This is a genomic window from Streptomyces sp. 7-21 (genome assembly GCF_016741785.1).
Classification (GTDB): domain Bacteria; phylum Actinomycetota; class Actinomycetes; order Streptomycetales; family Streptomycetaceae; genus Streptomyces.
On the sequence record NZ_JAERRL010000055.1, the window covers coordinates 1 to 269 of the forward strand.

Here is a 269-nt window from a genome sequence, read left to right on the forward strand (position 1 = left end):
CAGCGGCGCGGATGTGGTCGATGCGGCTGAGCACCTTCGCCCGCAGGTCCGCGGGCACCTCGTCCTGACCGCAGCAGCGTTTGACCAGCTGCTTTACGGACTGCTCAAGCCCATACTTCTCCAGGCACGGAGAGCACTCATCCATGTGCTCTTCGAACTTGGCATAGTCTCCATCGGGCATCTCGCGATCGAGATACTCGTAGAGATGGTCAAGGACCTCGGAGCAGTCCGTGGGACGCGACTTGTCGCCACTCATGATCCCGACCCTT

1 protein-coding gene is annotated in these 269 nt (G+C 61.0%); it reads right to left on the reverse strand.

The genetic code is table 11. The annotated features are described in order from the left end of the window. A partial coding sequence (rsrA, locus tag JK356_RS21550) for a mycothiol system anti-sigma-R factor (protein ID WP_201870359.1) occupies window positions 1-256 on the reverse strand: 256 nt, incomplete at its 3' end. Between the last annotated feature and the right edge of the window lie 13 nt (window positions 257-269).